Here is a 24,606-nt window from a genome sequence, read left to right as displayed (position 1 = left end):
CCGCCAGTTTTACTCCAGTAGGTCCCGTAGGCCCACCTCTTTATATTGGGGACAATCCATTTTTGAGGAATAAACTAACAAACTCTTTAATCTCAGCCTCATGCAATGGTTCATTGTACTTGTTCCAATCTGAAGTTAGAGCTACATATAACTTGAACATGACAAATGAAATCACTTTGGGATTAAAGGAACGAATTTCCTTTAATTCCATTGCACGTGCAACTTGCCGCTCCAAGTAGTCTAAAATCGCTGACTCTACTCGTTGTAAACCTTCTTTTGCTTGTGGTGTTCCGAACTCGCTAACTTCTTGGAACAGTTTGATAAGTAGTCCATGCTCCTGTCTGTACTCCAGCAACGCATCCATACTACGATATACATTATCGAAGAAGGAGTCCTCTTCACGGACTTTTTGCTCTGCGAGAGTTTTCATATCTGTAATGATAGAGCAAAGGATCTCACCAAACAGTTGTTCCTTGTTCTCAAAAAAATTGTAAATTGTCCCCTTGGCTACATTCGCAATTTTTGCTACTTGATCCATCGTTGTTGCTTTGTAGCCAAATAGTGCAAATGATTTCTCCGCAGCTGCGACCACTTGTTTACGGCGATCTAACACAGCCATTTAATATGCACCTCCTTCAGTATAGATTGTACTTCTCACACCAAAAATGACTGTTTTACTATTTCGGTCATTTGGTCAATCACTACTTTAGCACTTCTATTTCTCTTTATCAAGTCCTTTTTTCATAAATTTTCAACTTTTTTCATGAAAGCGGATTCCTTTAAATTAACCCGACTTTGGTCTAGTTTTTGACCCGCCCCAAGCCACTTACACATGATGGAAATATAATTTACAATATAGTTAACCGTTCGGTTCATTGAATTGCTATAATCATTTTATAGAATTTAAAAACTTGTTACTTGCATATATGTAATAGACTGTATAATCATTGTAAATCTAAAGTTTTTCTAAAGTGTTCAACTAATTACTTTCTAGTACGTATATATAGTTAGGAATGACTTAGGAGTTGGTTAATTATGTTAAAAAAAAGAATTCTCATCCTGTCTGAAGGTTTTGGAACAGGACATACCCAGGCTGCACACGCTATTGCAGCGGGGCTTAAGAGAATTTGCCCACAAGTTCATTGCAGAGTGCTTGAGCTTGGTTCGTTTTTGAATCCTACTGTAGCTCCTTGGATACTTCGTACTTACCGAGTAACAGTCAATTCGAGTCCTAACTTTGTTGGGAAGTTATATCGCCAAAAATATGAAAAGCCGATAGGCAAATTATCTGTTTCTGCCTTAAATAAACTATTTTATGCACATGCAGCAGAAGTGATCCAAAGAATCGCACCTCATCTTATTATTTGTACGCATCCCATTCCTAATGCCATCATCTCACGATTAAAAAAGTCAGGGCTGATGATTCCTTTATGTACTGTAATAACGGATTATGATGCACATGGCGCTTGGATTACCCCTGAAGTTGATCGTTATTTAGTATCCACCTCTGAGGTCAAAGATATATTAGTGGGCCGCAACATTCCATCAAGTAAAGTCCAAGCAACAGGTATTCCTGTTCATCCAGATTTTTGGACAGTAGGGAATAAGCAGGCAGTGCGTGCAGAATTAGGACTAAAGGATATGCCAACCGCCTTAGTAATGGGTGGAGGCTGGGGATTGTTGTTTAAGGACGATTTTATTGAGCGTCTAAGTGCTTGGAAGGATAAAATCCAACTTGTTTGCTGTGTAGGCAGTAACGAAAAGCTGGCAGAAAAGCTAAGTCAACATCCACTGCTTAAGCATGAGAACATTATCGTGATGGGATATACAAAGGAAGTTAGTAAATGGATGGACGCCTCCGATCTGCTAATTACGAAGCCAGGTGGCATGACATGTACAGAAGGCTTAGCCAAAGGCATCCCGATGTTATTTTATGAATCCATTCCCGGAATGGAAGAGAAAAATAGAGATTATTTCATCAAACATGGACTAGCTAAAGATTTAAACTCCGATGAACTAGATAAATGGTTTGAGCAGGTTGCAAGGGAAGATACTACGTTTAAGCAATGTTTAAGTAAACATAAAAGCCAAATCGACTACGAGCCACAGCATTGCGTTGAAAATGTGATCGATTTACTAGAGCTAACAAGCTTATCTACAATAAGCATCGAAGCTCCTGTACCGATCGCAACTGTACAACAACGTGCCAATTAAAGCTATTTAGCTATAAGCTACATAAGAAACCGTTCTCGTATTAGGAAGTGGGATTGTCCCCTTTCTTAATGAAAGAACGGTTTCTTTTTTTATTACCTATACCTCAAGCGGATATTTGTCCATATAACTTAATAGCTCTTCTACTGTCGTGAAGGCGAGTCCTGTCACCGTGTCTGCACAGCCATAATAAATGGCGATTCGTCCTGTTGCTGCATCGGTTAATGTTGCACAAGGGAAGGTCACGTTTGGTACATCACCCACACATTCATATAACGTCTGTGGACCCAAAATGTAGTTTCTGGAGCGTGCCTTTACCTTCCAAGGCTGGTCTAAATCAAGAAGTGCACAGCCAATCCGGTATACAAAACCATTACATGTATTAATGACACCATGGTAGATCAATAACCAGCCTTGATCCGTTTCAATGGGAACTGGACCAGGACCGATTTTTTTAGATTGCCATGCAGAGGCATCACTATTAATCGTTCCCATAACATAACGGTGTTTGCCCCAGAACGTAAGATCAGGACTTTCACTATAAAAAATGTCGCCAAAAGGAGTATGTCCTGTATCACTTGGACGGCTAAGCATCGCATAATGGTTACCAATTTTTCTTGGGAATAACACCCCATTACGATTGTATGGCAAAAAGGCATTTTCTAGCTGATGAAACGTTTGAAAATCATACGTATATGCAATGCCAATCGTTGGGCCGTGATAACCGTTACACCACGTAATATAATATTTGTCTTCTATTTTACATACACGAGGATCATAACGATATTCCCGCTTGATGATCTCCTCATCTCCTTGGAATACGATTGGTTCTTCATTAATAGACCAGTTTATACCATCCTCACTAAACCCAGCAAAAATATCCATGCTTACTGATCTAGAATCACAACGGAATACACCCGCAAAACCTTCTCCAAAAGGAATAACAGCAGAGTTAAATATACTATTAGAATTAGAAGTCGCATCTCTTTGAATAATAGGGTTCTGATCATATCGCCATACAGGCGCATTTAAGCCCTCTGGTTTTTCCTGCCAAGGAATATGTGCTAACGTTTCTCCGATAATTTTAGTCATTACTTTATCTCCTTTTCAGCTCTATTTAGAAATTAGTGCTTGACAACGATAGGAGTCTTGTAGCTACGATCCAGAGCGTTCTTGCGATTGTTGTTAAAATCATATTCCTCTTATTGAAGCCTATTTATCGATGGAATTTGATTTTAAGAGACAATCTTCAGAATCGCTCTGTCTCTTCGCTAGTTTGGGTTAGTAGTCAAGAACTAATTTTAAGATTGAGCTTCCTTTTCTATTTGTTATTTGTTATTTTAAGGCTCTAAATAAAAATTAGTAGTGAACTACATTATGAAGGAAAAGGCTACGGTGGACAGAGTGGCTTCAACCGCTAATTTAAATCAAGAGCCATTTTTAAATAAATGATTTTCCTAACAGCGATCGCAAGAACCCTCTGGACGTAGCCCCTTCCGTATCCTTAGTCAATCCGTTTTTTAAACCACTTCACTATAAAATCTCTTCCTGCATTGCCTTATACACAAGCTGGGCAAACAAACTGTTAGACCATGCAAACCAGCTTCGTGTAAAAATTTTAGGGTCATCGGCATGAAAACCTTCATGCATATACCCTGTTCCTCCGTCAGTTTGCTCTAAAAGTGAGATCATTTCTAGCTTTTCTTCCTTACTTTGTGCAGTTAGTCCTTGCATCGACAATGCCATGTGCCAAATATATTGGGCTGGTGTATGGGGACTACCAATCCCTTTGGCAACAGCACCTTCATAATAAAATGGGTTTTCCTTACTTAGTGCAAAACGTCGTGTATTTTGGTAAATTTCATCATCTATCGATGTATATCCAAGGTAAGGAATCGACATCAAACCTGGTGTACCTGCATCATCCATTAAGCAGTAGTTACCGTATCCATCTGTTTCGTAGGCATAAATAGGTCCAAACTGTGGATGACGATAAATTCCATATAACTCAATTCCCCGTTGCACTTCATGCTCCAATTCCTTTAACTCTGCCAATAAATCCAAGTCCCGGAATACCCATTCTGCAAAATCCTTCATCTGTCTAAGCGCAACCACCGCAAACATATTCGCAGGTACGTTGTAGTGAAAATCACAGGCATCATCACTTGATCGAAAACCAGACCAGATCATCCCTGTATAATTGACAGGCATACCAAGTCCTTCATTACGTAAGGAGTCCCCTTCTACTCCACTATTACGCTGGAAGCGATAAGGAGATAACTCTTGGTGACGTTGCTCTGTTTTAAACACTTCCACAATGGTACGTATAGCCGTTTTGAATCCCGCATCTAAAAAATCAGTAAGTCCCGTTTCTTGCCAATACATATGGGCTAATCGAATGACAAAGCAAAGCGAATCAAGCTCAAACTTCCTTTCCCATACCCATGGGGACATGTCTGTAACATCATTGGCGTTCCAATGCCAATCGTTTGCGGTTTCATTAAATGCATTTGCATATGGATCTATTAGAACGTAAAAAATATGACGTTTGATAAGACCACTAATAATTGCTTGAAGCTCTGGATCATCTTTCGCTAATGGGACATAATGAATGACCTGCTCCACGGAATCACGTAACCATAATGCAGGAATATCCCCTGTTATTACAAACGTAGTCCCATCATCTAGACGTTTTGTTGTCGTTTCAAGCGTGTTTGGAAAGCAATTTTTGAACAATTGCAATAGCTTGGGACGGTGTGCCAGCTTGCTTTCTGCTTCTGTTAAAACCTTTTGGACAGAAGAGGGCAACGGCAACACAGGCATTGTAATTTTAGGCAATCTAAATATCTCCACTGCTTTTTCATCCTCCCCAGTTCAATCGAATACTTTTTATCTCAAAAGGTGCAAACTGTAGATGAAGTGTCCGATTATTATCTGGTTCAAGCTCTTCAAGCTCATCCTCCAGTGCATTAGACAGCCACGCACTTGCATATGTTTGCTGCTTCCACGTAAGGCTTACCTTCTCCCTGCCACCCGCAGACTCATAAAGTCTTATCACACAACCTTTTCCATCCTCTGTTGGCTTTATTGTATCGACGATGACATGGTTACTATTAAAATCTACAAGTGAACCGCTACCAGGTACGTCGATAGCTTTAGCAGTAGTTCCTTTCTCATTTCCAATCCCATACGCCGCACTTACAAAGCTTTGCTGGTTTAGCTCCATCGCTTTTCGTAATGTATGGGCAGATCGCCAATCTCCCTTATGCGGATACAAGGAGTAAGTAAATTCATGCTCTCCTAAATCAGCGGTAGCATCTGGCCACTTTGGCGCACGAAGCAAGGAAAGACGGATTGTGCTCCCTTGAACGTCATATCCATATTTACAGTCATTTAGTAAACTCACACCATAATCATGCTCAGACACATCCACAAAACGATGCCCACACACCTCATATTGGGCTTGCTCCCAAGAAGTATTACGATGGGTTGGACGCTCTAGCGCACCAAATGGAATTTCATAAGTAGCTTTGGTTGTAATAACATCAATCGGAAAGCCTACTTTAAGTAGCTTGTGGGCTTCATTCCATTTCACATGCGTTTTAAAATCTATTTTTGAATCATGATGATATAGGATCATATCCTGTATGATTTCAGAGTTGCCAATGCGCCAATGAAAACGTAATACGTCTTGGATACTCCCTGTCATAATGACTTGTTTATCTAGTAATGTAACTTCTCCCGCAGGTTGCTTCTCGTAACGCTCATCAATATCCCATGCGTCCCAGAGCGTAGGTCTATCATGGAAAAAGTAAAAACGATTTGCACGTTCACCACTCACTACAATTTCGCGCTGAGCCACTTTATCATATAAACTTGTAATCTCACCAAGATTATTAAAAGTAATGTGATAATATTCTGTTTCCCAGCTATCGCCAAAGCTTAGAGTGTCTTGTTTAGATAAAATACGATCAAGATCGTTATTGAAAACTTCCTCTTTAGATTTAGTTACATTTTCCATACTTTCAACCGATTCAGCCGTTCCAACCCAAATTGTCTTGTATCCAAATGCAGGTACATTTTGTACGTATACTTTTGCTATAGAGCTGGAGTCTCCTTTTGCTCGTATAGTTTGATCGTAATTAGATTGGTTTGATTCAACACGATCACTCTCATTAGACTGTACAACCTGAACATAGGCGTCTGAGCGTATTCCCTGCTCGTCATCAACAACAATTGTTTGTTGTTGATCCACACTGTGCAGTAAGAGATCTAATGAAATGTCTACAAGCATATCTCGTTCCCAGCCTAAGCTGTTAAACACAACATAAGGTTGTAACACTTCCTGTGACTGAATGGAGGGTATAGTAGGATTCGGGATCTGTTCCCTTTCCCTTGTTGCTGCTCCTGCTCCTACTGCTACTTGCTTCATTGCCGCATTCAACACAGATGAGCCAATCTTCATCACTTCTTCATATTCCTGCGTTGAGGTTTCATAAGACTCTGTAATTGCTGAACCTGGAATGATGTCATGGAACTGATTTTGTAAAATCAGCTTCCAGCCTTGCTGGAGCCTATGCTGTTGTTGCTGGGCTAGCTGCTCCTCCATGTTCGCCGATGCCATCACCTGCCACATTTCTGCCTCCCGATATAGCACCTCTGCTTGGCGATTGCTACGTTTATTGCGGCCATGGGTCGTATACGTACCACGATGAAGCTCTAAATATAAATCGCCTTGCCATGTGGGAAGCTGTGGCTTAGCTTCTGAAATGCCATGGAAAAAGGCCGAAGCTGTGCTATAAGTACTCGCAGGTTGACCGATCATTAAATCCGAGCGTTCAATATACTCCAGCATTTCGCGGGTAACTCCACCTCCGCCATCTCCATGTCCATATAACAGCATTTGCTCATTGTGCACATTCTTTTCACGGTAGGACTGCCAATGTGTGTCTATTTCTTTAGGCGTTGTATGCTCATTAACCCCATGATTTAAATACGACAACATCGCTGTCCCATCGATGCCTACCCAATGAAACAAGTCGTATGGAAAACGATTCGTATCATTCCACCCTAGCTTCGTGGTCATAAAATACTTTATCCCACCATGCTTTAAAATTTGTGGTAAGGAAGCACAATACCCAAATGTATCTGGTAGCCATTCAATCTCTGAGGTACGCTGGAACTCCTCACGATAAAAATGTTGTCCATACAACATTTGCCTCATTAATGACTCCCCACTTGGAATGTTAAGATCGGGTTCAACCCACATCCCACCCACTAATTCCCAACGACCTTCTGCTATGCGCGTACGCACCTTTTCATAGAGGACAGGATCATTATTTTTTAAAAATTCAAACAATAACGGTTGGCTTTGCGCATAATTAAAATCTGGATATTCCTCCATCAACGTATGCATGGACGAAAATGTACGACTTGTTTTGCGCACCGTTTCTCTCATTGGCCATAACCAAGCAATATCGATATGTGACTGCCCAATCATATGAATGAACCCTTCAGCATTACTACTAATACGTTGAATTGAGCTACGTAGCTGATCCTCTAGGTTCGCAACAGCACTTCCCTCCTGAATCTGTGCATCAGTTAAGCCCATCCAGATATCCATAGCCTGATACAACGCCTCAATCATCCGTGCACGACGCATATCATGCTGAGGTAATAGCACCGCCGAATCACGAACAACAATGATGGTGTACTGTAGGCTCTGCATCGCCCTATTTACCAATACAAGCTCGCTATGAATATGACGAATAGGAGGCTGAATCACAGCTTGATGATTAAGAGGATCAACTGGCTCTGGAATCGGATCATATAATTCAATTTCTAATTCCAGCGGTTGATGAAAGGCTTGTTCAGAAGCTATGGATTTTCCTTGCGCCAACGTTACAAAGGTATGGTTACGATCTATCCCCTGCTTTGACTGTCCATTGATCCGTAGTAATCCTTCCCCACCCGACTTAAAGGTTAAGCCGATATGCCCTCCTTCCCATGCCTTTGGCAACGTAACTGTATTACGAAAAAAATAGGTCGTGCCTTGCACACTAGGAAATAAATCATAGTTATTCCCATCTATATAAGGAGCTTCATCGTCATATTGCCCTGGTAGATGGTATACGGTATGGGTAATATTCCAATCTCGTAACTCCTGCCGTACTAGCCACTGCTTCTCTTCAAGCTCAGTTATAAATCGCTTTAATCGTTCCATCTGACTTCCCCCTTTCGTTTCCAGTTCCACCTAATCAGTAAGTTTTTTATGATCAGGCTTTGATTCCATCTTTATAACTTCCGATTCTGCACTTTTAACCATTAATTCCGTACTTAACGTATCGTTGACATTTGTGCCTACCATTACTTTAAAAACCCCTGGCTCTACCACATATTTATAATGAGGTCCAATGTACTGAAGCTCCTCTTGCCCTATTTCAAATTGAACCGTTCTTTTTTCACCTGGCTCTAGCTTAATTTTAGTAAACCCTTTCAATTCTTTGAGTGGCCTAGTCACTGAACTCGCCACATCTGAAATGTACATTTGCAGAACCTCTGCCCCAGCTACGTCACCTATATTTTGTACCTCAACACTCACTGTTGCTGTTTCATGCCGTTCAATCACTTCAGGCTCAACACGTAAGTGAGAATATTCAAAGCTCGTATAGCTAAGCCCAAAACCAAAGGGATATCTTGGCTGAACATCGTCCTCTAAATATCTTTTTCCACGTGAACGCTTACCATTGTAATAGACGGGCAACTGTCCAACATGCTTCGGAATCGATACCGTCAGCTTACCAGATGGGTTTACTTCACCAAATAAAATATCTGCAATTGCATTGCCACCTTCCTGCCCAGGATACCACGACTCTAAAATAGCATTGGCATGTTCATCTATCCATGGCTCTGTCACAGGTCGACCATTAATATAAACAACAACCATTGGCTTACCAAGCTTGTGTAGCTCCTGCATCAATTCCAACTGAACACCTGACAAATGAAGGGAGAGACGATCAATGCCTTCGCCACAATCCATATCACTCCAAGCGTGACCCGTTACAACCGAAGCCCCTGTTTTCAAATCGATGCTACCTTCTCCAAAATCTCTTGCACTTGAGCCACCAACCGCCATCACAATAATGTCTGCTTCGCTCGCATACTCGATCGCCGTGTTAAAGCCCTCACGCGAATCTCCACGTACCCGACAACCTGGTGCATATAACACCCGCTCTGCGCCAAGCTTGTTCGTGATGCCATCTAGCACAGTGACAACTTTACCAACGGGCTGAGGAGAGGTATAGTCACCTAGCTGATTGTAGCCTGTAGCCGCGTTAGGACCAATCACTGCAATTTTGCCAAACTTAGACGGTTCTAAAGGTAAAATATGATTTTCATTTTTAAGCAAAATAATGCTCTCTGCTGCGATTTTTTGAGCTAATTCAGCATGTGCCTTAGAGCCGATAACTTCTTTAGCCAAAGCAGGATCAGCATACGGATTTTCAAATAAGCCTAGTTTAAATTTTAAGTTCAGCACTCGCAAAACAGCCTGATCCAGTACCGCCATCTCTAGTTTATGATGCTGAACAGCCTGCACTAAATATTTGCCAAACATTTCACCTGACATTTCCATATCGATCCCTGCATTTATAGCTTGGACTGCTGCGGATAATCCATCTTCAGCAACATCGTGACCACTAGCTACCATTTCGATTGCACCACAATCTGTAATAACAAGCCCGTCAAAGCCCCAATCCTTACGTAAAATATCTTCTAGCAATTCATGATGAACGGTACAAGGAATGCCATCGATCTCATGATAAGCTGGCATGATAGACACTGCACCAGCCTCTACAGCCTTGCGAAATGGTAATAAATCTACCTCTAGCAGTTCACGTTTCCCCATATGAACAGGAGCAGCATTCCGTCCACCCTCTGATGCACCATAACCTGCAAAATGCTTTAAGGTTGCGCCAACATTGCGCTGATTGCTCAAATCATTGCCTTGCAAGCCTTCCACTGCCGCAACGGCAAATTGGCTAATTAAGTAGGCGTCCTCGCCAAAGCATTCCTCTGTTCTCCCCCACCGAGGGTCACGAACTACATCAAGCACGGGTGAATAAGTCACTGTCCCACCTTGGCTTCGTGTTTCTAAGGCAACTGCTTCGCACACTTCACGGTACAGGTCCACATTCCAAGAGCTACCTAACGATAATGGAACAGGAAATACCGTTGCACCAATCGCCATATGACCATGCGAGCATTCCTCCCCGATCAAGAGCGGAATGCCTAAGCGCGAGTGCTCAAGCACATAACGCTGAATCGCATTCACTGCTGCTGCACCTGCCTCAGGTGACAGTCCATTTTCCAATGTCACTCCTGTCCATGGATCAGCCCGCAGCATTCCATATAAGGAACCGATTCCGCCTTGCTTCACCTTTTCCTTAAATTCGTTGGTTATCGTAAAAGTACCCTCTTTATATTGATAGGTTTGCCAACCAAATAACTGAATTAATTGACCCACCTTTTCTTCCAAGGTCATTAAGCTAAGCAAATGCTCCGCTCGTTCTGTGGCAGGTTTACCTGCATCTTTATACAACATTTCAGTCATATCCCCTATCCGCTCCCTCCGTGAAGATTACACTTTTCTCAAAATCTATTAACTTTAGCCATCTATTGACTTAGCCCAATAATCTAATTTTTTAGCTCATATCCTAGTTTTAGCTTATACATTACTTTCAGCCCATACACTATCTTTAAGTTCACGCACTACTTATTCCTTCACCGCACCTACTGTAAGACCCTGAATAAAGTAACGTTGGAAAAATGGATACGCAAACACTATTGGGCCTGTTGCCAATACGACCATCGCCATACGTGATGTATCCTGTGGCATTGATCTAAGTGCCTCTAGACTTAAAGAGCTGTTTTGAGAGTTTTGCAAAATAAACTGCATACTAGTTTCAATACGCATCAGCATCGATTGGAGTGGAACAAGACTAGGCGTATCGATGTATAACAAGGCGTTAAACCAATCATTCCAGTAGCCAAGTGTACTAAACAACGCAATAGTTGCTAGCCCTGGCAAGGAAAGTGGCAAAACAAGCTTTAAAAATATCCGAAACTCACCAGCACCATCTATTTTGCCTGATTCGATAATTGCATCAGGAACACTTGTGCTATAAAAGGTACGTAAAATCATGACGTAAAAAGCATTCATCGCAAGCGGCATAATTAATGCCCAGATTGTATCTTTAAGCCCTAGAAGCTGAGTAACGATAATATAGGTTGGCACTAAGCCTCCATTAAACAGCATTGTAAAAAAGGCAAAGAAAGCAAAGAAATTGCGGTAGCGGAAGCTTTTTCGAGAAATGGCATAAGCATAAAGTGCAATAAACAACAAACTTATTAATGTACCTATAACTGTTACAAAAATAGTAACGCCATACGAGCGTAGGAGAAGGTCTCCTGACTCAAACACATAACGATAAGCACCTAAACTCCATTTTGCTGGAATAAGTCGATATCCATCCCGTGCTAGTGCATTTTCATCCGTAAATGAAATAATAACAACAAATAGAAACGGAAATACACATAAAAAGGAAAATATACCTGCAATAAAATTAAATACTACATTCCATGGTTTAGATAAATTGTGGAAATCTCGTTTTTTACGAGGAACTGCAAGTGTTGCCATCCCAATCACTCCTTCACGTAAGCTTAGAACAAGGCGCTGTCTTTATTGTATTTGCGTACAATATAGTTGGACGTCATGACGAGTACAAAACCAACCACAGATTGGTATAGCCCTGCTGCGGTACTCATCCCGATTTCACCCATTGACTTCAGGCCTTGGTAAACATAAGTATCAATAACGTTGGTGACACTGTAGAGTGTTCCAGAGTTTCTTGGTACTTGATAAAACAGTCCAAAGTCCGCATAGAAAATTTTCCCGATTGCTAGCAAAGTCATAATCGTAATGATCGGATTGAGTAGTGGCAATGTGATGTTACGAATTTGTTGGAATTTACTTGCGCCATCAATCATGGCAGCTTCATATAGCGATTTGTCGATCCCCATAATTGCCGCTAAATAAACAACACTGTTATAGCCGACCGCTTTCCATAAATACACGAAGATCAGAATGAATGGCCAATATGCTTTTTCTCCATACCATTGAATTGATTCGACCCCAAAATAACCAAGGATTTGGTTCAGCATACCGCGCTCTGAGCTAAGAAAGCTGAATGCAAAATACCCAACGACTACCCATGATAAAAAGTAAGGCAAAAACATGCCTGTCTGATAAATTTTTGCGAGCTTCTTATTCACAATTTCAGATAAAACAATCGCCATCCCTACAGACAAGATTAGTCCGAGAATAATAAACGCGCCATTGTATAGTAAGGTGTTACGCGTAATGATATAGGCATCATTTGTTGTAAATAAAAATTTGAAATTATCGAGGCCAACCCATTTACTGTTGATTACACTTGCCCAAAAGCCATGACGGCTAAATCGGTATTCTTTAAAAGCAATGACCGTCCCAAGCATTGGGAGATAGGAAAAAAATAAAAACCACAATGCGCCGGGTAACACCATAAATAACATGATTTTGTTTTTCATAACATTTTTTAAAAATCCAGAAACCATTTTCACCTAGTATCCCTCCCCATCTGCAACCCACTTGCGTCTCATCTGCATCCATTTACTCGCATTGCTTAGGTATTAAAAAGCTCGAGCGGACTTTACATCCTGCCCGAGCCTTTAAATAAACTCTCTCTTTTTAGCTATGAGTTACTTATTATTTGCTTACTTGTTATTTGCGGCTCTCCAAGCATCGATTTGTGCTTGTGCTTCGGCAATTACCTTGTCTAAGCCCGCAGCCTTGAATTTCTCATTTGCTTTAGGTAAGTATTGCTCTGGATCTACGGTTCCTGTCATCAGTGAAGACCAGAATTCCTCTCTAACGTTTTGAATCGCTGCAATTTCCTGCGTAATCTTTGAGGTGTCAAAGTTAAAGCCTAACAACGGCGCGTTCACCCCAGCAGCATTAAATTTTTTGAACTCTTCCCATTTGTTATCTGGATCACTTTCATTTAAGTAAGTAATCATAATGTTACCAAGGGAGAAGGTTGGCATATCATAGCTTTTTGATGCTTCTAGGTTTTTCATTTTGTTGTCGCCAATTTTTTCATAGTGAACTCCTTCAATACCAGAATCCACGAGATTACGAAGGTAAGCATCCGTATTAAGTAGATTTAAAAATTCCATCGCTTTTTCTGGATATTCGGAGTTAGCTGAAATCGCTTGCATAGATCCCATAACAGACCAGTTATAAATGTACGCATCACTTGCAGGCGTAGACACTACAGGATAGCCATAGCTTGCTGTCCATAAATTGTCTGCCATCGGCTGAGTTGCAGCACGGTCCATAAACCATTTTCCTGATTTGAACAAATCATCAACAGAGGTTGTTGTATCCACTTCAGGAGAAACATAACCTGCTTTGTAGTATTTGCGAATTGTTTTTAGCGTGTCTTTCAATTCAGGTGATTCAAGAATATTAACAACCTTATAGTCTTTCGTATCTAAATAAACAGCCATCGGCATTTTTTCAATCACATAGTCAAATGGTAATACTGGCATGAAGTCCTTTACCATCGCATATGGCGTAATGTTTGGTTCATTTTCTTTGATCGTTTTTAACAAAGGCTCAATGCTTTCTAATGATCTTACGTTACTAATGTCTAGCTTATATTTATCTAGCAACTCCTTATTAAAGCGCCATACCTCCTGTGCAGGAAGCTCCTTGTTAGCGGGAATCGCATAATTGTGGCCATCTACCTTAGAGCCTTCAAGGAATGCAGGATCAATCATTTCTTTAATCCCTTTACCTTGTTTATCAAGCAAGCTGTCTAACTCCATAAACGCGCCCTTACGCGCATTTTGCACATAATCTAGTGCCCATGAGCTAGTGAAGAGAATGTCCATTGGCTCTCCAGACACTACTTTTACTTGCATCTTTTGCGTGTAATCCCCAAAATCAATCATATTGATTTTAACGGTCGCATTAATTTTTTCTAGTGTATACTTGTTTATTTCCTCTGTAACTCGGTCTAAATCCTTTTGAGGCGTCCCAATTGTGTACCAAATTAGCTCAACTGGTTTTTCAGAGCTTGAGGACGCTTTATTTTCTCCCTTTGTGCCCCCATTTGGTGCTGCTTTGTCTCCACCACAAGCGCTAAGTAATAAAACAAAAGCCATCATAGATGCTAACAATAGAGAAAAACGACTTCTTTTTTTGCTCATTTCTGTCTAACCTCCCCCATAGTTTCCTCAAATGTGCTGTGCTGGTAGGACAGGATTCGTGTCACCAAATTTGTGTCACTAATGTCTCCAGCATGTTGTTCAAGGTCTAATTCAACTTTAATTCATGATAGCGTTTTCAAAAAGGTGAGGAACTAAATATATACTGCAAAAAATAAAGAAACCTAAAGCTAGGGTGTGTCTGAAAATTCAACAGGAGTGGGTACTGGCAAATTTTCAGACACACCTTAGTCCAGGGGGCTAACTTTAAGACATAAAACCGCTAGACTAGCCCTTTATAATCAGTGGGTGACACACCCACATACTTTTTGAATTGCTTATAAAAATAACCTGTCTCCCAGTAGCCAACATTACGTGCAATTTCATACACCTTAAGTGGAGAGGTACGCAGCTCCTCCTTGGCACGTTCAATCCGATAACGATTAATGTATTCCGTAAAGGACTCTCCCACCTCTTTATGAAACAATTGCCCTAAATAGACAGGATGAATTTTATATTTTGCGCCTAACGTTTTAAGAGAGAGATCACTACTATAATGTTCCGTAATATAGCTTAATACCTGTTGCACAACAGGACTTTTCACATCTCTATTTAAAGCATCAACGGTCATTGCTGCGGCTTCCTGAATCACTGCAACTAATTCATTAATTGAAGTAATCGAGCGGATAATACCAAACGCCTCTTGAAACAAAATCGGCTCCTCCACATGGCGAATTTCTTTTAATTGCATTTTTAGACGAATCATCCATTCCATCGCAATATCCTGTAATAACTCAGGTGTGACACCATCTAAATGGCGTAGCTGTTCAAAGGTTTGGTTAATTCGTTGAAGTAACCCTTCTTTGTCCCGCGCAACAACGAGCTTAAGATCGTCCTCCCATGAGATGGGCAAGGCTTGCGCCGTTAACTCCGTATGGCTCTGCACTTCTTCGAACAAAATACATTCACGTTCAGGGAACAGCATGAAATATTCTTGGACCCTCTTGGCATGATTATAGCTTTGAGTTGCTTCTAGAGTCTCCTCTACACTTCCCACGGATAAACGTAACGGATGATACGAGGTTAACAGCTTCCTTAAACTTCCATGAATTTCATCTACCTGCTCCTTCCCCCGCTGATATTCACTAAGCATATATAAAAGGACAATATCTCCGTCTATATCCTGAAAAGGAATAACAAACTTACAAGCTTCAACCTGCTTCTGAACAGCCTGGAACATTTCGGCACGTGAATGCTGGGGTCTTAGCAAAGCAACAAGGATTAAGGGCTTATCCATCGTAATCCCTAATATATTGATACGCTCCTCAAATTCAGGTTGGGCAATCCCACCTCGAAGCCAACGATTCATTACATTGTCCCGTAAAATGGCTAAGCTAAACTCATTTAACTTGTATTCCGCTTGCGAGGAGTCTAACTTCTCTACGATCGTCATTAACGTGGACTTAAATTCATCTAAATTGATAGGCTTAAGCAAATAATTTTCAATCCCTAACGCCATTCCTTGCTTTAAATAATCAAATTCATCATACCCACTTAAAATAATAACCTTCATTTGAGGATGACTTTTTCGCATCTCTGTAATTAATTCCAAACCATTCATACGAGGCATAGAAATGTCCGTAATTAATAGATCAACAGGAACAGGTTGCGATCGCAACATCTCTAGCGCTTCCTGCCCATCCCCCGCATGACCTACAATTTCTAAGCCTATTTGTGCCCAATCCACGATATCGTATAATCCTTCAATAATAAAAGGTTCATCATCCACAATAAATACTTTATACATCTATCGGCTCCTCCTCTCCAAGGTCAGGAAAACGTACAATCACCTTTGTTCCAACGCCAAGCTCGCTATAAAGCTCCAGACCATAAGGTTCACCGTATAACAGCTTAAGCCGTTCATGAATGCTCCGTAGTCCAAACGATTTTGTATTTTCATCTGAATGGGATAATATAGCTTGAAGCTGCTCTAGCCTTTCTGGTGAGATTCCCTTCCCATTATCGGTTACAGTAACACGTAACATTTTGTCTTCTTTATCCACCTTGATAATAATCTCATTATCATTACGCTGTGCTTGCATCCCATGTAATATATAATTTTCAATAATAGGCTGGAGAGACATTTTCATCACAACCTTGCCTTCTAACTCCTCTACACACTCTAGTTTGTAGCTGATCCGATCCCGATAACGAATACGAAACAATTCTAAATATAAGCGGCAAGCCTCAAGCTCATCCTGTAATGTATGCTTAGGCTTCGTGTGCACATACCCTTTAAATAATACCGAAAGGCTATAAATCATTTCCCCAACATCCGCTGCTCCTTGGGAAATTGCGCGCATTCGAATCACTTCCAACGTGTTATATAAAAAGTGAGGGTTAATTTTAGCCTCTAGCGCAGCAATTTCTGTGCGCTTTTGCTTTATTTCTGCTTTATACACCCGATCAATATACAGATTTAGTTCCTCTAGCATATCGTTAAAGCTTTTAGAAATTTGCCCAAGCTCATCGTCCTTGACATCGCTAATCCGCGCTGTTAAATCCCCATTTTTTACTCTGCGTGTAAACTTAATAATGCTATGAGTCCGTCTAGCAAAATTACCTATAAATAAAGAGGTTGTAAAAACCGCAAATAAAATACAAACCGCACAAATCAATATAATCGTATTTCTCAGTCCACGATACATGACGCTAATTTCCTGCTTCGGGACAACACTAAGCACAGTAAAGCCACCTTGACTATGAAGTAATCTTGTAATAAACATACCCTGCGTCTCTTCCCCTTCGGTTGAGGTAGCATGTACTTGTTCAGCATAAGGATACTTTTTCCCGTAATATTGACCTGAGGAATCAAATAGTACATCACCATCTGCAGCTAAGGCGACAATGGTTCCTTTAAAATCATCCTTATCGTTCCCCATGCTGTCCCAAATCCGCTCTGAATCAAAATAAACAAGCAGTTGACCTATATTAAGTAAGGTTGCTTTGTTATTGATTGGTGCACGTATAGCAAACATAGGTACATCACTTAAGCCAATACTTCGGCGCACCCAAATGTTTGTCCCAGATACAGGGCTATCCTCTTGATACATGGCATCAGGAACAAAGGAATGTGCCGCATTGGTCGAGAAGCGTTGAAATTGTTGTTTTGCATTAAATCCATACAATTGCTGCTCTGTCGCGCTATACAACAACAAGCTACGTATATCAGCATCGTCCTCCACTTTATTTCTAAAATATTGAACAGTATCCATCGGTGATTTGTTTGCTGAAAAGTATTGATCCAACCGATATTTCACATAATCCTCATAAGGATGCTCCAGTAAATAAGAGGTATTCCCCATCAAATCACCATCGCGATACACATCCCGAAGCATCGACTGCACCGACTCATATTTCTGCCCGATATAGTTACTTACATTTTCCGCCACACGTTTTTGGACCTCTAGCTGTCGCTGCACAATAGATTGGGACATCATATAAAACATTAAATAGGAAAATGTAATAATCGTAACCACCGCAACGACAGAAAATAAAAATATAATTTTTATAAACACGTTATTTTTAAAATATTTTCTATATATTTTAGCTGGAAGCATGGTTTCCCCCCTCATGCTATATCTGGCTGTTGCAAAATTCTTTTTTTTATTAATTTTATCATATGTGTTGATGCCGCTTACAAAGAATAATTTTACATCTATATATTTATTATTGAGATAGAGAATGCGCTTTTAAGATTTTATGCTAAAAAGCCACCCGTAGGTGGCAATTTAAATCTGTAGGTTTGAAATGGGCTCAATCTTAGAATCAGTGCTTGACCACTAACCCAAACTAGCGAAAAGACAGAGAGATTCTTAAGGTTGTCTCTTAAAATCAAATTCTACCAATACAATGACTTCAATAAAAGGAATATGATTTTAACAACAATCGCAAGAACTCTCTGGATTGTAGCTACCAGCCTCCAATCATTGTCAAGTACTAATTTCTAAATATAGCCTCAAAATGTACAATTTTAATCGACATCTCTACTCTATTCATTTCCTCTTAAATACACCCGCTCTGACAAGTTGCCTGCATAATCCTCCATCACTACGTACATGACCTGAGCATGGCTCGTGAAGGATAAGCTTGCTTTTGTTGTTCGTCCACGAATAATTTTGTCACGATTCGCGGCATTTCCTGAGAAATAAGTGACTGGGAATGACTTCCGCACACCATCCTCATATACATACATGTAGCGCCAATCTTTAGCATTTGACATCGGTAAATTTAGCTTGTTGCCTTCCCAGCTCCATGCTTCTGCATACGGTTCAGCAATTTTATCTAGGAAGGTTCCGCTAACTGATACTGGTGTGCCTGTTCCCTTCGCTATCGTTACGATAAAGTCGTCTCCATTCACTGGTAGATTTGTAAAAGTAACAGTATTTTCTGCTGAAGAAGCCGTTTGTTGCTGATTAATAGGTGATGGTGATGTGGTCCAGTTGACCGTTTTTAAGCTTACCGTTATATCACCTGTTGCCGTACCTTGATTTGCCCAAGTCACTGTGAAATCACCATTATCCTGCATCGTTGTGGTTATATCAGACACAGTCGTATTCAAATCATAGTTAACTGTGGCAGGTGTGCCTTCTACGCCATCTGCGCCAACAGCAACCACTTTAATCGTGCCTGATTTGGAAGGTAGTTTTTTAATGTAAAATACATCATCATATTTTCCACCCACATAGACATCATTTACATAAATATTGTATTGCTTCACTTGATTGTAGTTAGAATTAAGGTTCCATTTGAGGATCATTTCATTAGTATCGGTAAAAGCTTGTGCAATTTGTAAGCCAGTAGGTGCGGCAGGTGTAATGGCAGAACCATCATAAATCCGAAGCTCACCTATATTGATTTGATAATTAGCCGAGCCTGCTTGATCTGGCTTAAATACAAGGCCAAATGCAGCTAACTTTTTACCCGCATAAGCACTTAAATCTAGCTCCTTAGTGACCCAGTCATTACTTTGTTCTCCACTATTAGGGACAGGCACTTTGATCACTGAATTAGGTTGATCTGCAAACACAAGCCCAACTGCCATTTCTGATCCATCTGTAGCAGAAGTCTTGTTAAAGGCAATGGATAATTTTGAGTTATGATTGAGATCAAGCTCTGTTTTATATAATCGCAGGAAGTTTTCAGCATTTAAATTTCCTTGTACAACTAATGAACTTCCGCCTTGGTAGCCACCAATTTGTTTGTAGTTATAACGATTCGTACCTGATAGGTTATACTTTGGACCATAATCAAAATCAATCGTTAATCGGTTTCCAGTCGTATCCTGCCACCATTGCCACGTCACAGGCACATCCTGCAAGCTCATATTTGACCATTCATCCGAATTAGAAACGATCCCATTTTTGTAGAAGGACAGACCATGTCCCGTATTAAAATGGGTATAGAAATTGCGATTACCAATGACGGAGCGCTCTGTTATGACAGAAGCCATACCAGGCCAATAACGGTTATCTGCATACACATCTTGGACCGAATTGACAGACGGCTTAGTTGTGTTTTTAGGATTCACATTTGGCCCTGACCACCATAATTGCTCTCTAAGATGTGTCATCCATTGATAAGCATTATCTGTACGGCGTGAGCTTGGCCACGGTAGATTCATATCCTCATCGAGTCCAGCATGAACAAAATCAGCGCCAAGTGTACTTAAGCTGAGCTGTGGAATGCCATTTTTTAATTTATTGCTAAGCGCAGTGCCATTTACACTTGAGAAACGGTCACGTCCCGCCTCTAAGCCTGCAAAACCAACATCATACAGGTTATAATTTGTACCTAATTGTGCATTTAACTGATTTAAATATGAGGTTGCACTATTAATATGACTATTGCCTACGCCGTAATCAAAAAAGTACGAGTTAGACACCTTTTCTTTTGTTTGCTTATCTACCAAAAAGGAGATGTTGTTATCAGTAAACGTTCTAGTAAAAGTATTCGCGCCATTGTTTGTCGTTAATGAATCATACCACTGTACATATAAGCCACCTTGCTGCAAGGTCTTCATAAAGGCGATGTAATCAGGAATGTCAGCAACAGCGACATTAGGATTCATTTCCTCTTGATTTACAAAATAGCCGTCAAATCCAAAGTAGTTTGCCATTTCGATCAACTTCTCTGCCACAGGGAAATTCCCTTGATCGTCCTTTACAAGCATCTGCTTATAAGTCTGCTGTCCTCGATCATTGTTGGAGAAAAAAATGCCAGCTAGCGATTTCACTCCATTTTTGTGCGCCGCATCTGTATACGTTGGGTTAGGAATGTTTAACATCCCAAACTCAAACCACTTTTGCTGCCAATCCTTTTGCGCTACATCATCATAATATTGTGGAGGGGTATACGCGGTTGCTGTACCATGCCAATAAGAATAATAGTCGATATATTGCCAGAAGTTAAAATGGTATTGGGCAAATTTATTCGTATACGGTGCATTTTCAATAAATGCATTCCCGTAATCTCCTGCAACCATCATCATTTGCGTGGATGGCGTTAAGGATGGATTCGCTTGTGTTGCAGCAAAAGGCGAAATTCGTTGCTGTAACGGTACTCTTGATCGTAATAGTTCTGCATCAGGATCAGTTTGAGGGCTCCAATTTGCAATATGATTACTAGTATAGCCATGGACACTAGGTTGGTTCACACCATGAGCGCTTTCTCCTTTAAATGGCCACGTATCCCCAGCAAGGGCTGTCGGCGCCAAAAGAGCTGTTAGCATAGTAACTACAACTGTAATGGTTGCATATTTAGTTACATATTTAGGCTTAACCCTCACTTTTCTATGCGACTTTTGTTTCTTATAAATGTTGTCCACTCTCCTCTTCGTGATTGTAAACGCATTCATAAATAGGTATAACGCCGTTTCGCTAACTTCTCCCTCCTTTACTTTACTTATTTTCGATCAAAACCAATCTATCGTATATCTGTGCTTTCAAATAGAAGATAAATTAAAGATAAAGTTGAAGAATTAAAGATTTAGTTTATTTAAATCGGCTCTATTTAGAAATTATTACTTAACAACGACTGGAGGCTGGTAGCTACGCTCCAGAGAGTTCTTGCGATTGTTGTTAAAATCATCTTCCTTGTATTGAAGTATATTTTTAGATAGAAGATGATTTTAAGAGACAACCTTAAGAATCTCTCTGTCTCTTCGCTAGTTTGGGTTAGCAGTCAAGCACTGATTTCAAGATTGAACCTTTAAATCTCTACCTTTAACCCATACGTTTAAGAGATTTAGCTCATCATCCAGCATTAAAATATCCGCCCTTTTCCCTGCCTCTATCGATCCGATTAGGTGATCTAATCCAAGTGATCTGGCTGGCGTTAGGCTTGCTACTTTTGATGCTTCTTCGATGGATAGATTAGCTTGCTTCACAAGGAAACGAAAACCTTCGATCATCGTTAATGTACTGCCAGCTAATGTGCTTGGATTATCGGTAAGGGTCGCTTTCCCCTCTAATACTGTAACAGGAAGGTCTCCAAGCATATATGTTCCATCACTTAAACCTGTTGCAGACATGGCATCGGTAATTAATAGCAGGTTAGCTTCATTTTTAATGCCTGCAAGTAACGAGACCATAGCTGGGTGCACATGAATTCCATCCGCAATAATTTCTGCAGAAATACGTTTATCGGTTAAAATTGCACCTACTGCCCCTGGTTGACGATGGTGTAACGGGGTCATCGCATTAAACGTATGCACGGCATGGTTTAAACCTACATCTATAGCTGCAGTGACTTCCTCATAGGTTGCATCTGTATGTCCAAGTGCTGCTGTAATATGATGGTGGCGTAACCACTGGATCGCTTCCTTTGCTCCTTCACGTTCAGGTGCTAATGTCACTTGTCTGATTAAATTAGGGTACCGAGCTTCCCATTCCTGTAGCCAAGTCACTGTTGGAGGTACGATATGCTGTGGATTTTGTGCGCCACACCACTTTGGACTAATAAATGGTCCCTCTAAATGAACACCTGCAATTTGGGCATAACTCATTCCCTCATGGATATAGTTATTCACTTGGGCTAAAACGGAATCAATTGCTTTTTTGGGCGCAGTCATGGTTGTTGCTAACATCGTGGTTGTGCCATGCTTACTATGGAATTTTGTAATAGCATCTAATGCCGTTTTATTACTATTCATAAAATCGTATCCTGCACCACCATGAACATGCACGTCAACAAAACCTGGAATGAGCAAATTATCTTGTTGATCCTCAATTGTCCATTTATGATATTGGGCTGGGAGGTTTTTATATTCCCCTACATAAGCAATATGTTCCCCTGAAAATGCAATGACCCCTTCGGAAATCAGTCCTTGTGGTGTCAATACTTGACCTAATAGTAATTTACTTATCATTTCAGCCATTTTCCTGCTCCTTTATCCACCAAAACCATCACATTGTGATGACTTTGTAGCAATGATGCGGGGCATTCAGTTGTAATTGGCCCCTCCACAGCGCGATAGATCGCCTCCGCCTTTTCCTCTCCTCGTACGAGTAAAACAATTTGTTTTGCCTTCATGATGCTTCCAATTCCCATGGTGATTGCTTGCTTCGGTACTTCATCTATACTGTTAAAAAAACGAGCATTAGCCTGTCTAGTCTCTTCAAGCAAATCTACCACATGTGTCTTGCTCGTTAAGCTTATATCTGGCTCGTTAAAGCCAATATGTCCGTTACTGCCAATCCCAAGCAGTTGTAAATCAACGGGACCCAGATCCTCAAGCAGCTTCTCATAGCTTTCACACTCTTGCTGTAGATTCTCCGCATTGCCATTAGGTACATAGGTATTATTAATATCAATATTTATATGATCAAATAGATGTTGGTTCATAAAGCTACGATAGCTCTGGGAATGACCAGATGGCAGACCTACATATTCATCTAAATTAAAGGTCGTGGCTTTAGCAAAGTTCACTAATTTTTTACGGTACATCTCAATTAGCTCAGCGTATACACCTAAAGGTGAACTGCCTGTAGCCAAGCCTAAAACGGCTTTAGGTTTACTTTGCAATAAACTCACAATCAGTCCAGAACCCGTCCTAGCAAAATCATGGTCATTTTCAAATTTCATAATGTTCATTTAGAGGAACCTCCTTTTTTATGACGATAGTGCTGTACGTTAACATAGGATTGCTCTAATTTAGGAATGTAATCCTTAAATCTCATGCTTACCATCCCCGTAAACAAAATATCAATAATATGTAGCTGCGCAATTCGAGAGGCCATATCCCCTCGGCGCATCCCTTGCTCTAATGAAGAAGAAAACAAAGGAATATCCGCAAGCGAGGCTAGCGTGCTACTTCCATAAGACATAATTGCCACTGTATTAGCGCCACTTGCTGCGGCACAACGAAGAGCATCAATCGTTTCTGGCGTTTCTCCAGAATATGAAATAGCGAAGGCAACATCTCCCTTTCCTAATGAGGATGCCGAAGTAATTTGCATATGTGAATCTGAAAAAGCAGTACAATTTACCCCAATCCGAATGAGTTTCTGATAAAAATCTTGAGCAACAATCGCTGAGGTGCCCATCCCATAGAGATCTACCCGTTTTGCTTCACACAACAATGATACTGTGGCTTCTAACCGTTCAATATTAAGTAATGAGGTTGTATCTCGAATGGAGGCAATATGATTACTTTGCATCGCCTCTACAATGGTAGAAATTTTATTACCCGCAATAATGTCCTGATAAGCAGGAGTACCTGACATGCTCTCCAGTTCTCCGCTGGCAATCTCGGCTGCTAACTTCACCTTAAAATCAGGAAAACCCTTAAAGTGAAGCTCTTTGCAAAAACGCGTGATCGTTGCCGGACTTACCCCACAAAGCTCAGAGAGCCTAGTGATTCCCATTAAGACAATTTCAGTAGGTGACTCTAAAATATATTGGGCTATTTTTTGTTCAGTGGAGGAAAGGCTCGACTTTTTAGACTGTAATGTACTCAAGATTGGGAGCATAGTTAGCACCTCGGCTTAGATATATGAAAATTATTTTATAATTATCAATAAAATT

General features: G+C 40.6%; 15 protein-coding genes. 1 reads left to right on the top strand and 14 read right to left on the bottom strand.

The window, feature by feature from the left end:
- Nucleotides 1-40: 40 nt before the first annotated feature.
- Nucleotides 41-619 carry a TetR/AcrR family transcriptional regulator gene (locus tag ABE099_RS17065; protein ID WP_430032280.1) on the bottom strand — a complete coding sequence of 193 codons (579 nt, stop codon included), beginning with the start codon at nucleotides 617-619 and terminating at the stop codon, nucleotides 41-43.
- 416 nt (nucleotides 620-1,035) lie between these two features.
- On the opposite strand from ABE099_RS17065, the gene ABE099_RS17060 reads away from it, so the two are divergent.
- Nucleotides 1,036-2,214, top strand: coding sequence for an MGDG synthase family glycosyltransferase (locus ABE099_RS17060; protein WP_430032279.1), 1,179 nt, complete (start codon nucleotides 1,036-1,038; stop codon nucleotides 2,212-2,214).
- A 96-nt stretch (nucleotides 2,215-2,310) separates the two neighbouring features.
- Here the strand turns inward: ABE099_RS17060 and ABE099_RS17055 are convergent, their stop codons facing one another.
- The 13 genes from ABE099_RS17055 to ABE099_RS16995 form a co-directional block, all read right to left on the bottom strand.
- Entirely contained in the window at nucleotides 2,311-3,303 is a 993-nt protein-coding gene (locus ABE099_RS17055; RefSeq protein ID WP_430032278.1) for a glycoside hydrolase family 130 protein, read from the bottom strand.
- Nucleotides 3,304-3,744: 441 nt separating this feature from the next.
- Entirely contained in the window at nucleotides 3,745-5,064 is a 1,320-nt protein-coding gene (locus ABE099_RS17050; protein ID WP_430032277.1) for a glycoside hydrolase family 125 protein, read from the bottom strand.
- Between the two features lie 7 nt (nucleotides 5,065-5,071).
- The gene (locus ABE099_RS17045; RefSeq protein ID WP_430032276.1) at nucleotides 5,072-8,434 is read right to left on the bottom strand and encodes an alpha-mannosidase; all 3,363 of its coding nucleotides are present in this window, start codon (nucleotides 8,432-8,434) and stop codon (nucleotides 5,072-5,074) included.
- 30 nt (nucleotides 8,435-8,464) lie between these two features.
- Nucleotides 8,465-10,813, bottom strand: coding sequence for a glycoside hydrolase family 3 N-terminal domain-containing protein (locus tag ABE099_RS17040; RefSeq protein ID WP_430032291.1), 2,349 nt, complete (start codon nucleotides 10,811-10,813; stop codon nucleotides 8,465-8,467).
- A 171-nt stretch (nucleotides 10,814-10,984) separates the two neighbouring features.
- Nucleotides 10,985-11,908, bottom strand: coding sequence for a carbohydrate ABC transporter permease (locus ABE099_RS17035; protein WP_210087272.1), 924 nt, complete (start codon nucleotides 11,906-11,908; stop codon nucleotides 10,985-10,987).
- A gap of 23 nt (nucleotides 11,909-11,931) precedes the next feature.
- Nucleotides 11,932-12,864 (bottom strand): ABC transporter permease, encoded by a 933-nt coding sequence (locus tag ABE099_RS17030; protein WP_430032290.1) that lies wholly within the window; start codon nucleotides 12,862-12,864, stop codon nucleotides 11,932-11,934.
- Nucleotides 12,865-13,023: 159 nt separating this feature from the next.
- Nucleotides 13,024-14,523, bottom strand: coding sequence for an ABC transporter substrate-binding protein (locus ABE099_RS17025; protein WP_430032275.1), 1,500 nt, complete (start codon nucleotides 14,521-14,523; stop codon nucleotides 13,024-13,026).
- 280 nt (nucleotides 14,524-14,803) lie between these two features.
- Complete coding sequence (locus ABE099_RS17020) at nucleotides 14,804-16,327, bottom strand: response regulator (RefSeq protein ID WP_430032274.1); 1,524 nt, start codon at nucleotides 16,325-16,327, stop codon at nucleotides 14,804-14,806.
- The gene (locus ABE099_RS17015) at nucleotides 16,320-18,140 is read right to left on the bottom strand and encodes a sensor histidine kinase (protein WP_430032273.1); all 1,821 of its coding nucleotides are present in this window, start codon (nucleotides 18,138-18,140) and stop codon (nucleotides 16,320-16,322) included. The genes ABE099_RS17020 and ABE099_RS17015 overlap by 8 nt, the downstream gene beginning before the upstream one ends.
- 431 nt (nucleotides 18,141-18,571) lie before the next feature.
- Entirely contained in the window at nucleotides 18,572-21,436 is a 2,865-nt protein-coding gene (locus ABE099_RS17010; protein WP_430032272.1) for an endo-beta-N-acetylglucosaminidase, read from the bottom strand.
- 339 nt (nucleotides 21,437-21,775) lie between these two features.
- Entirely contained in the window at nucleotides 21,776-22,957 is a 1,182-nt protein-coding gene (gene nagA, locus ABE099_RS17005; protein WP_430032271.1) for an N-acetylglucosamine-6-phosphate deacetylase, read from the bottom strand.
- Nucleotides 22,945-23,673, bottom strand: a complete 729-nt coding sequence (gene nagB / locus ABE099_RS17000; RefSeq protein ID WP_430032270.1) for a glucosamine-6-phosphate deaminase — start codon at nucleotides 23,671-23,673, stop codon at nucleotides 22,945-22,947. Before nagB ends, nagA begins: the two co-directional genes overlap by 13 nt.
- Complete coding sequence (locus tag ABE099_RS16995) at nucleotides 23,670-24,551, bottom strand: MurR/RpiR family transcriptional regulator (RefSeq protein ID WP_430032269.1); 882 nt, start codon at nucleotides 24,549-24,551, stop codon at nucleotides 23,670-23,672. The genes nagB and ABE099_RS16995 overlap by 4 nt, the downstream gene beginning before the upstream one ends.
- Between the last annotated feature and the right edge of the window lie 55 nt (nucleotides 24,552-24,606).

Origin of the sequence: Paenibacillus turicensis (assembly GCF_050461185.1) — a bacterium.
Classification (GTDB): domain Bacteria; phylum Bacillota; class Bacilli; order Paenibacillales; family Paenibacillaceae; genus Fontibacillus; species Fontibacillus turicensis_A.
The sequence above is the reverse complement of the archived record's forward strand: the minus strand, read 5'-3'. Positions and strand labels throughout refer to the sequence as shown.

Coding starts and splice junctions, on each gene's coding strand:
- ABE099_RS17065 (WP_430032280.1), bottom strand. CDS start 619: ATGGCTGTGTTAGATCGCCGTAAACAAGTGGTCGCAGCTGCGGAGAAA.
- ABE099_RS17060 (WP_430032279.1), top strand. CDS start 1,036: ATGTTAAAAAAAAGAATTCTCATCCTGTCTGAAGGTTTTGGAACAGGA.
- ABE099_RS17055 (WP_430032278.1), bottom strand. CDS start 3,303: ATGACTAAAATTATCGGAGAAACGTTAGCACATATTCCTTGGCAGGAA.
- ABE099_RS17045 (WP_430032276.1), bottom strand. CDS start 8,434: ATGGAACGATTAAAGCGATTTATAACTGAGCTTGAAGAGAAGCAGTGG.
- ABE099_RS17040 (WP_430032291.1), bottom strand. CDS start 10,813: ATGTTGTATAAAGATGCAGGTAAACCTGCCACAGAACGAGCGGAGCAT.
- ABE099_RS17035 (WP_210087272.1), bottom strand. CDS start 11,908: ATGGCAACACTTGCAGTTCCTCGTAAAAAACGAGATTTCCACAATTTA.
- ABE099_RS17030 (WP_430032290.1), bottom strand. CDS start 12,864: ATGGTTTCTGGATTTTTAAAAAATGTTATGAAAAACAAAATCATGTTA.
- ABE099_RS17025 (WP_430032275.1), bottom strand. CDS start 14,523: ATGAGCAAAAAAAGAAGTCGTTTTTCTCTATTGTTAGCATCTATGATG.
- ABE099_RS17020 (WP_430032274.1), bottom strand. CDS start 16,327: ATGTATAAAGTATTTATTGTGGATGATGAACCTTTTATTATTGAAGGA.
- ABE099_RS17015 (WP_430032273.1), bottom strand. CDS start 18,140: ATGCTTCCAGCTAAAATATATAGAAAATATTTTAAAAATAACGTGTTT.
- ABE099_RS17010 (WP_430032272.1), bottom strand. CDS start 21,436: ATGAATGCGTTTACAATCACGAAGAGGAGAGTGGACAACATTTATAAG.
- nagA (WP_430032271.1), bottom strand. CDS start 22,957: ATGGCTGAAATGATAAGTAAATTACTATTAGGTCAAGTATTGACACCA.
- nagB (WP_430032270.1), bottom strand. CDS start 23,673: ATGAACATTATGAAATTTGAAAATGACCATGATTTTGCTAGGACGGGT.
- ABE099_RS16995 (WP_430032269.1), bottom strand. CDS start 24,551: ATGCTCCCAATCTTGAGTACATTACAGTCTAAAAAGTCGAGCCTTTCC.